8 protein-coding genes are annotated in these 6,597 nt (G+C 48.5%); all 8 read right to left on the reverse strand.

Annotation, left to right across the window (positions count from 1 at the left end; genetic code table 11):
- Nucleotides 1-57: 57 nt before the first annotated feature.
- The 8 genes from QUA25_RS28325 to QUA25_RS28360 all read right to left on the reverse strand — a co-directional run bounded on the left by QUA25_RS28325 (nucleotide 58) and on the right by QUA25_RS28360 (nucleotide 6,386).
- Nucleotides 58-615, reverse strand: a complete 558-nt coding sequence (locus QUA25_RS28325; RefSeq protein ID WP_333042997.1) for a hypothetical protein — start codon at nucleotides 613-615, stop codon at nucleotides 58-60.
- Nucleotides 603-872: a hypothetical protein gene (locus QUA25_RS28330; RefSeq protein ID WP_333042998.1), complete on the reverse strand. Its 270-nt coding sequence runs from the start codon at nucleotides 870-872 to the stop codon at nucleotides 603-605. Before QUA25_RS28330 ends, QUA25_RS28325 begins: the two co-directional genes overlap by 13 nt.
- Nucleotides 869-1,114, reverse strand: a complete 246-nt coding sequence (locus QUA25_RS28335) for a hypothetical protein (protein WP_333042999.1) — start codon at nucleotides 1,112-1,114, stop codon at nucleotides 869-871. Before QUA25_RS28335 ends, QUA25_RS28330 begins: the two co-directional genes overlap by 4 nt.
- Complete coding sequence (locus tag QUA25_RS28340; RefSeq protein ID WP_333043001.1) at nucleotides 1,111-1,587, reverse strand: hypothetical protein; 477 nt, start codon at nucleotides 1,585-1,587, stop codon at nucleotides 1,111-1,113. The genes QUA25_RS28335 and QUA25_RS28340 overlap by 4 nt, the downstream gene beginning before the upstream one ends.
- Nucleotides 1,588-1,595: 8 nt before the next feature.
- The gene (locus tag QUA25_RS28345) at nucleotides 1,596-2,045 is read right to left on the reverse strand and encodes a hypothetical protein (RefSeq protein WP_333043003.1); all 450 of its coding nucleotides are present in this window, start codon (nucleotides 2,043-2,045) and stop codon (nucleotides 1,596-1,598) included.
- 226 nt (nucleotides 2,046-2,271) lie between these two features.
- Complete coding sequence (locus QUA25_RS28350) at nucleotides 2,272-2,733, reverse strand: hypothetical protein (protein ID WP_333043004.1); 462 nt, start codon at nucleotides 2,731-2,733, stop codon at nucleotides 2,272-2,274.
- 203 nt (nucleotides 2,734-2,936) lie between these two features.
- Nucleotides 2,937-5,816 carry a DUF3987 domain-containing protein gene (locus tag QUA25_RS28355; RefSeq protein ID WP_333043006.1) on the reverse strand — a complete coding sequence of 960 codons (2,880 nt, stop codon included), beginning with the start codon at nucleotides 5,814-5,816 and terminating at the stop codon, nucleotides 2,937-2,939.
- Nucleotides 5,817-5,939: 123 nt separating this feature from the next.
- Entirely contained in the window at nucleotides 5,940-6,386 is a 447-nt protein-coding gene (locus tag QUA25_RS28360; RefSeq protein ID WP_333043008.1) for a hypothetical protein, read from the reverse strand.
- Nucleotides 6,387-6,597: the final 211 nt, after the last annotated feature.

Below are 6,597 nucleotides of genomic sequence, written 5' to 3' on the forward strand. Positions count from 1 at the left end.
GCGACGGGGCCGGGAGGGGGGTCAACGACCCCGATCCCCCCCCGGCCCCCGTATCTATTATCCTCCTTTTTCCCCAAATTTATTAAACAATTCCTCAAGCTGCTTTTTACCTTCAGAGAATTTGCGCCCCTTCTTGCCCAAGATATTTTCTATAATCCAGGTCGTAGTTTTCCCTTCTGTCTGTGCAGCTTCCACTTTCCACCAAAGTTGTAAATCACTAGCATCCTGTTCGGAAGCGGTAGCGGAAGCTTCTGGCTGTAAGTCGCTGGTGTATATAGCTTCCAGCGCTTCCCGTTTAGCTTCCACTTCCTCCTCGGAAGCTGCCAAAATTGCCTCAGCTTCCTTGCGCCGTTGTTGTTCAGCCACGTAAATGGAAGTGCTAAGTTCATCCGCGACATCAGCATCAATGGCACGCTCTTTCATAGCCTCAAACTCCTCAGCTTTAGCCACTTTCAGAGCACACCGCCGACCTTCAAAGCAGCAGGCAAAGCCAGACACCAGGGCGACACCTTGCAAGAAATTATGCAGAGGAACCTTGCGCGAAAAAATAAACGGGGGAGCGAGCCAGAGGGTAAGCCCGGAGATTGAGAGCACTGACACTTTCAAGAGCGACATAACATCACCCCCGCGCCGACCAAAGCCCCGATTGTGCTGGCAATCAGCCTGAATCTGAATTGCAGCAGGTCGATTTTTAGGATTGCGATGATTGCATCATCCAGCACCCAAGCGCTAGCACTGACAATCAACTTGAGCGCGAACAGCGCTTGCACAAACAGCAGTAGAGAATGATGGAGCGATGCCAGCCAGCAAAGGAAACTGGAGGCGATCGCAGTCAGTAAAAAACTGTCACCGAGTGCGATCGCCTTTATCATGGCTCGTGCCTCCTCAAAATATTATTGATGTAGTCTTGTGCGGATTCGTGAGCGCCGAACTCCGTTGGACAATGACCACCATCTATTAGCGCGATAAATTGCCCGTCGCGGTAAATGAATTTGTTATCTCGAAAAATCTGCCAGCCCCAGCCAGCAGCATCCTCATAAACCCGGACAAAGTAACCGTTGTGCCAGTATCGGGCATCTGAGTTTGTAAGCCGTCGCAAAACGTTCAAAATCATTTCTCAGTCCCTCCTAAAAGCTTGGCTTTAATAGCCTCAATCCTTTCAGCAGCACGATTTTCAGCTTTCTCCAAGCCAACACCTAATCGGGCATATCCAGGGCGCAAGCCGTGCAAAGTCTTAGCCAGCCCAACATCAGCCTTTTTCTTTGTGAGTTCATTGGTCGCCACCGCCCCTTCATATTTGCGGTGCGCTTTGTGAACTTTGGCATCCGCTTCCTCAATCTGACCGAGAGACTTGTAGGCTTTTTTTGCGTAGCGAGCTCCCTCGGTTTTTTCCTTCGCCAACTCCTTAAGCTTGTCAGCTTCCTCTTTATCAAAATACCGAGGAGCATCAACAACAGGGGAAGTACGAATGCTGGTAAATGCGCCAGGATTTAGCGGCGTGATTACGCTGGCATCAGTAGGGGCGGTCAGCTTGTCAGATTTACTGCTGATAGCATCACTACTTTCACCGCCAAAGAGTCGTGTCATTGTTCCCATTATTTTGCTCCGATTTGAATGTTTACACGGACTGGAGGAATTAAATTCAGAGGGTTAATCTGCCGCCACATGGACATAGCAAGTACAAAGACCCCCGCCGATGCGAGTACAAATGCGACGAGTTGAGCAAAGTCAACCCAGTCTAAAAAGCTGAGGGAATTTTGGGGAGTAAAACTACACACCGGGGACGAACCATCATTAATCCATCCGCTTGTGTCACGCGATTCACGGTCTACAGTGTCTACAGACCTGTCTACAGCGTCTAGTGTGTTGTCTAGCATTGTGTCAAGCGATTCACCGTCAACGAGGTACAGTTCTAGCAGCGCTTCCCATGTAGCAGTTTTGCTGAGTTTTCCAAACTGCTTTGCATCTTCATTAGTGAAACCGCGCTCAAATGCGATCGCTTTTAAGCGGTCAATGCGGCGGTAGCTGACCAGGGGCTTAGTCATGGCGAAACCCCACTAACTCCGTTAAGAGTTGCGATCGCCCAGAAAAGCGATCGGCTGAATATGGCATGATAATTTAGCTCCAAACGTTGAAAGAGAACGATTTGGGGAAGTCGTGACTCGGTTAGCGGGTGGAATCGCTAGTCGGTCGCGCAACATCTTCCTTAATTACTTACGATCGCAGCATTCGAGCCACCTTGTCAAGGGTAGCGAGTAAAGTTTTGTCACCTCAGCTCTTGTTTAGTAGTTCCAAGAGCGCCTCAATATCCGCTATTTCCACCTTAGATTTTTTCCGCTTAGCTCGAAGCTTGCTCAACATCATGGCCGCGTCAGGTGTTAGTTTTTCGGTACTAATACCCGCTGTGTCACGCGGTTCGATACCTTTATCGAGCTGTCGAGCATAGTCGAGAGTAGCGTCAGCCAGGGTGATCGGAACTCGAATAGTGCGAGTAGGGCCAGATTGCCAAGCAGCTTTAAAGCGAGAATCTTTGATTGAGTCTTCGTGTCCTTTGGGGTTAGGCATAATAGTTGAATCGCTTGTGTCAGGCGTTTCATTTACTATAACAGTGATATTAAGTAGTGTCAAGCGCGTGACACACGAGTTTTTGGTGTCCTTGCGGACGGCGTGGCGGCTATTTTTCCGACGGCCGAACGGAAATTTTGCCACTTTAGCTGAAGCTGTAGCGGCCATCGAAAAAATCCCGCTAGAAGTTTAGGCGGGGATTGGCATATTTTCCCGCCTAGAGCCTGAACCCGTTGGAGTTACATCAGGTTAGGTTCATATCCTGACTTAGAGCCGAAAGTCTTTACTGGCACAGTAATTTTAAGAAACTGGCACAGTCGTTAGACGGGAGTGGCACAAGCAATTGGCACACCCCCACTAGCGCATCCTTATCAAGTCAGGGATGCTGTCTTCTGATGCACGAGTTCAGTAATGCGCTCACAAATCAGCTCGTCTTGTGTTGCCAACCACTCAGCAATAACAGCCACATCATATTTAATCCCCGGCGCGTTCCATCCGTACATCTGGGTAAGTAGGTTTTGCAATTGTGCAGGGTAGTATTCGGGCCACCAAACCAAAGCAATATCTTGAAGTGTTTGAGCATCTTCTGGGGTGATTTCTGTAGTACAGCTCATCATTAAAGGCTGAGTATTTTTAGAAGCTGGCAAAATTAAGTCCACATTGTCCACATTAGGCTTTAAAGCCTTACTAGATAAGGGTTTAGCAATGTGGACTGAGTAGTCCACTTTTAGTCCACTTTCGTCCACTTTTGAGGTTTCTAGGAGGGGAGATTGTGGACTTTGTGGACTGGTATTTTCAGGAATGTGGACAGGATAAACCTTGTCAGTGTATGGGTTTTCGGCGAATGTGGACAATGTGGACTGTGGACTTAAAATAAAGGTAATTTTTCGCCCTTCTGATGTAACCTCACCGTATTTCAAGTTTGACAGCTCAGTAAGCCACTCTCGAACTCGCTGCACCTCTGGCCGCTCTTTGCCGTTAAAAGATTGCCTAATTTGGTAAAGCGAAATTGTCCCCCCCTTGCGTTCTGCGAGCGAGATGATTTTTGCCAAGTTGGGAGCTAAAGCAGTGCGATCAGAAAACTCAGCATAGAGGCTGGCAATTTGGTCAGAGCTAAATTTGACAAACTTTATCGCTGCTTCCATTACAGTTTTAGGAATTAAGGGGTTAACATCCACGCCGTTGAAAGCACAGGTTAGAACGTGGATGATAGCGGCCATCTTGCCAACTTTCTCAGGCATTTTGCCGACCATCGCCCGAATACCTTGTTTGGGTTCTGTAACCCGTCTGTCTTCCATTGCGTTATAAAAAGCAGTGAAAAGTCTTTTAGCGTCAGGGCTTAGCTCCATTTTTAAGGCTGGCAGAGCGTCTATCTTCATGTACAGCGCACTGAGCATCGGTGTGATATCAAGACCGCCACTATCCTCTTCTGAGAGCTTAGACGCGGCTAACGGCTGAAACACGAAGTCAAAGCGAGCAAACTTCCCGTTAGAGTCGCTGCAATCTTTAAGAAGCCCTGCTAGTACATCAGGCTGGATGGTTCCAAAAACGCTCAGTAGTAACCCATCAATGTCTGCTTTAGTGCCAGAAGCCCGCAGAACTGTGCTGCCTGTACCGTTCCAAAACTCAAGCAAGTCTTCATCATCACTACCCTTACCCCCTCGGTATTGGTTGGCTGACTTAAACAACCCCGCGAGCTCATCACAGCGGTACATCAAAGCTTGGTCAGGGAACTCAGAGGCTTGATACAAAATGCCCTCCCCTGTGGTCTTAGAAAACCAGTAGACCCTTTGTCGAGGTTCTTTCGGTGGTAATCCCTTGTTTTCCCCTTTAGCCGCTTTCCACTGTCTGTATTCTTCCTCATAGTCTGCGACGGCTTTTTGGTGTTCCTTTCGAGCCTTCTCTCGTAGGGATTGCATCGGTCGGTCTATCATTGCCCGCATGATGGGGGATTTTTTCTGAGATGACTCAGCAACGATGCCAGCGAAATAGTTAGGGGTGCAGCGGTAGTCAGTATCGCGCCGGAGCAAAACTTCTGAGCCGACCTTAAATAGACTTGAAACTTGAGTGAGAAGGGCCGCCAAGTAGCACTCAGTTTTTAGATTGAGTTTTGCCGCTAGTTTTTCGATGGGTGCCGCTAGCCCAGGGGGGAGAATTTCGGATAATTCAATCTGTGATTTTTGGGCAGAGAGCAGACGAGCAACTTCGGCCGCTGTATCTTCTTGCTCCAGTTCTTGTTCCAGCTCTTGCTCGCGAGTGCGATAAATTTTCTGAACTTCTGCCGGAGTAAGTCGGTAAGTCTGAGCCAGCTCTGAAATTTTAATTTGAAGCTGCGACCTTCTTAAGTCGGAGTCGAGCAGTTCGTCAATTTTGGTCGCTAGGTCGGAGAGGTTAGGGGCTTCAAATTTTGGATGAGTAACAACTTTTTGCGCCTGCCGGGGAACTTCAAAAGTTTTCTTGTCTCCGATCGCCGCTTTGATATCCTCAGCAGTTAGCTTGTGATGTTCCACCCAGTCCGCAATGTCTAGCCCCTTACTTTCGGGTAGGTTTTCCCAGGCTTTAGACTCAGGGAAAGGATAAAGCCACAGCGCGCCGGGAAATTCTTGATGCAATAGCTCAGCGTGTTTGATTCCTGGTTTATCGCGATCCGGGACGATGACGACTGTCGCGCCCTCTAAATCGCTTGTGTCAGTGTTTCGCCACTTGCTAGAGCCACCAATGTTGCAGGTAGCGGCCAAACCCAAGCTCCAAAGTATATCGGCGCAAGATTCTCCCTCAACGATGAAAATAAGCTCGTTATTTGCGATCGCTTTTTTGACCTCTGCGTAGCGATAAACCGGGATATTTTCACGCGCTACTCCTTCCGTCCCTCCTATCCAGCCAATCTGCCGAGAACTTTTGCACTTACCCCAGCTTTGTTGAGTCCAGTTAGGTTTGCCACCTTGCCCATCGTCGAAACGTACAACGCGAACAAGCGGGGAGCCGTCGCGGGTGAAATATTCCCAATAGCGAGTTTGCTTGGGACGGATAGATTTTTTCTGTTGGATGGGAGCGTAGTAAATTTTGCCATCCTTATCGGCTTTCGATGTTGCTTCCCAGCCCGTAGCGGGTGGCTGTTCGCGGTTACATACTGAAAGTTCGCCGATGAAGTAGCACCAGTCTGGTTTACCACAGTGGGGGCAAGGGCTGGTTTTGGATGCACGAAGAAGTGCACGGCTTGTGCTTTGTCCGTTATCTGAGTTAATATTCATGGTAAGTGGATGGCCCCTTCGGCCTGAATTCCAAAGACCACTGCGTCAGGTTCCAATTGATAGCAGTGGTTTTTGGCGTTTACGTAGAATTAAAAAGCTTAAAACACGAGTGGAACCGCCCCGCTAAAAAATAAGCGAGCGGATGGTTAGGTCGCTGCGAGCACAACCATGAGATTCAATCTTTGGGATAGGAATAAAGATTTTTGGCGGGTCGCGATTAGACTCAATGTTGCACGGTTCAGTGTCGGCAGATTTAAACGTGTCTAGAACCCAGACAATATAGACTAGCAGAGCGAAAAAATGAGTTGCGAACAAAACTCGCAGCATAGCCTTAATTTCTTTGCCGATGTATTGAGCCATCAGCCTAACCACACAGTGCCAAAAATCGAAAGTCTTTTTGGAGAATCTATGGTAGGTAATCGTTTTGACCAACGAGAGTGGCATCGTTGTTATCTGTGTCCCCGGAGTCTCATACAAGGGGGCATAGAGTTCAAGCATCCGAAAACCTGGTGCCGAAAGAACGAAGGAATGATGCTCAACAAATTCTATGCAAAAAGCTAAATCCTTCATATTTCGACATCAGGGGAGCTATGCGCTTATCTTCCTTTTGGAGGATTGCAAGTGTACCACATAAGTTATTTGTTTGGGGAGTGTACCGGGTATCACCAATCCCGGTGTTAATCCCTTGATTTTGTTGCGAGCGAGCGACGGGGCCGGGAGGGGGGTCAACGACCCCGATCCCCCCCCGGCCCCCGTATCTATTATCCTCCTTTTTCCCCAA

The sequence above is a fragment of the Microcoleus sp. Pol17C6 genome (assembly GCF_036701145.1).
Lineage (GTDB): Bacteria > Cyanobacteriota > Cyanobacteriia > Cyanobacteriales > Microcoleaceae > Microcoleus.

What these genes read in the sequence shown, in the direction of transcription:
- QUA25_RS28325 (WP_333042997.1), bottom strand. Translation starts at nt 615, where the DNA reads ATGTCGCTCTTGAAAGTGTCAGTGCTCTCAATCTCCGGGCTTACCCTC.
- QUA25_RS28330 (WP_333042998.1), bottom strand. Translation starts at nt 872, where the DNA reads ATGATAAAGGCGATCGCACTCGGTGACAGTTTTTTACTGACTGCGATC.
- QUA25_RS28335 (WP_333042999.1), bottom strand. Translation starts at nt 1,114, where the DNA reads ATGATTTTGAACGTTTTGCGACGGCTTACAAACTCAGATGCCCGATAC.
- QUA25_RS28340 (WP_333043001.1), bottom strand. Translation starts at nt 1,587, where the DNA reads ATGACACGACTCTTTGGCGGTGAAAGTAGTGATGCTATCAGCAGTAAA.
- QUA25_RS28345 (WP_333043003.1), bottom strand. Translation starts at nt 2,045, where the DNA reads ATGACTAAGCCCCTGGTCAGCTACCGCCGCATTGACCGCTTAAAAGCG.
- QUA25_RS28350 (WP_333043004.1), bottom strand. Translation starts at nt 2,733, where the DNA reads ATGGCCGCTACAGCTTCAGCTAAAGTGGCAAAATTTCCGTTCGGCCGT.
- QUA25_RS28355 (WP_333043006.1), bottom strand. Translation starts at nt 5,816, where the DNA reads ATGAATATTAACTCAGATAACGGACAAAGCACAAGCCGTGCACTTCTT.
- QUA25_RS28360 (WP_333043008.1), bottom strand. Translation starts at nt 6,386, where the DNA reads ATGAAGGATTTAGCTTTTTGCATAGAATTTGTTGAGCATCATTCCTTC.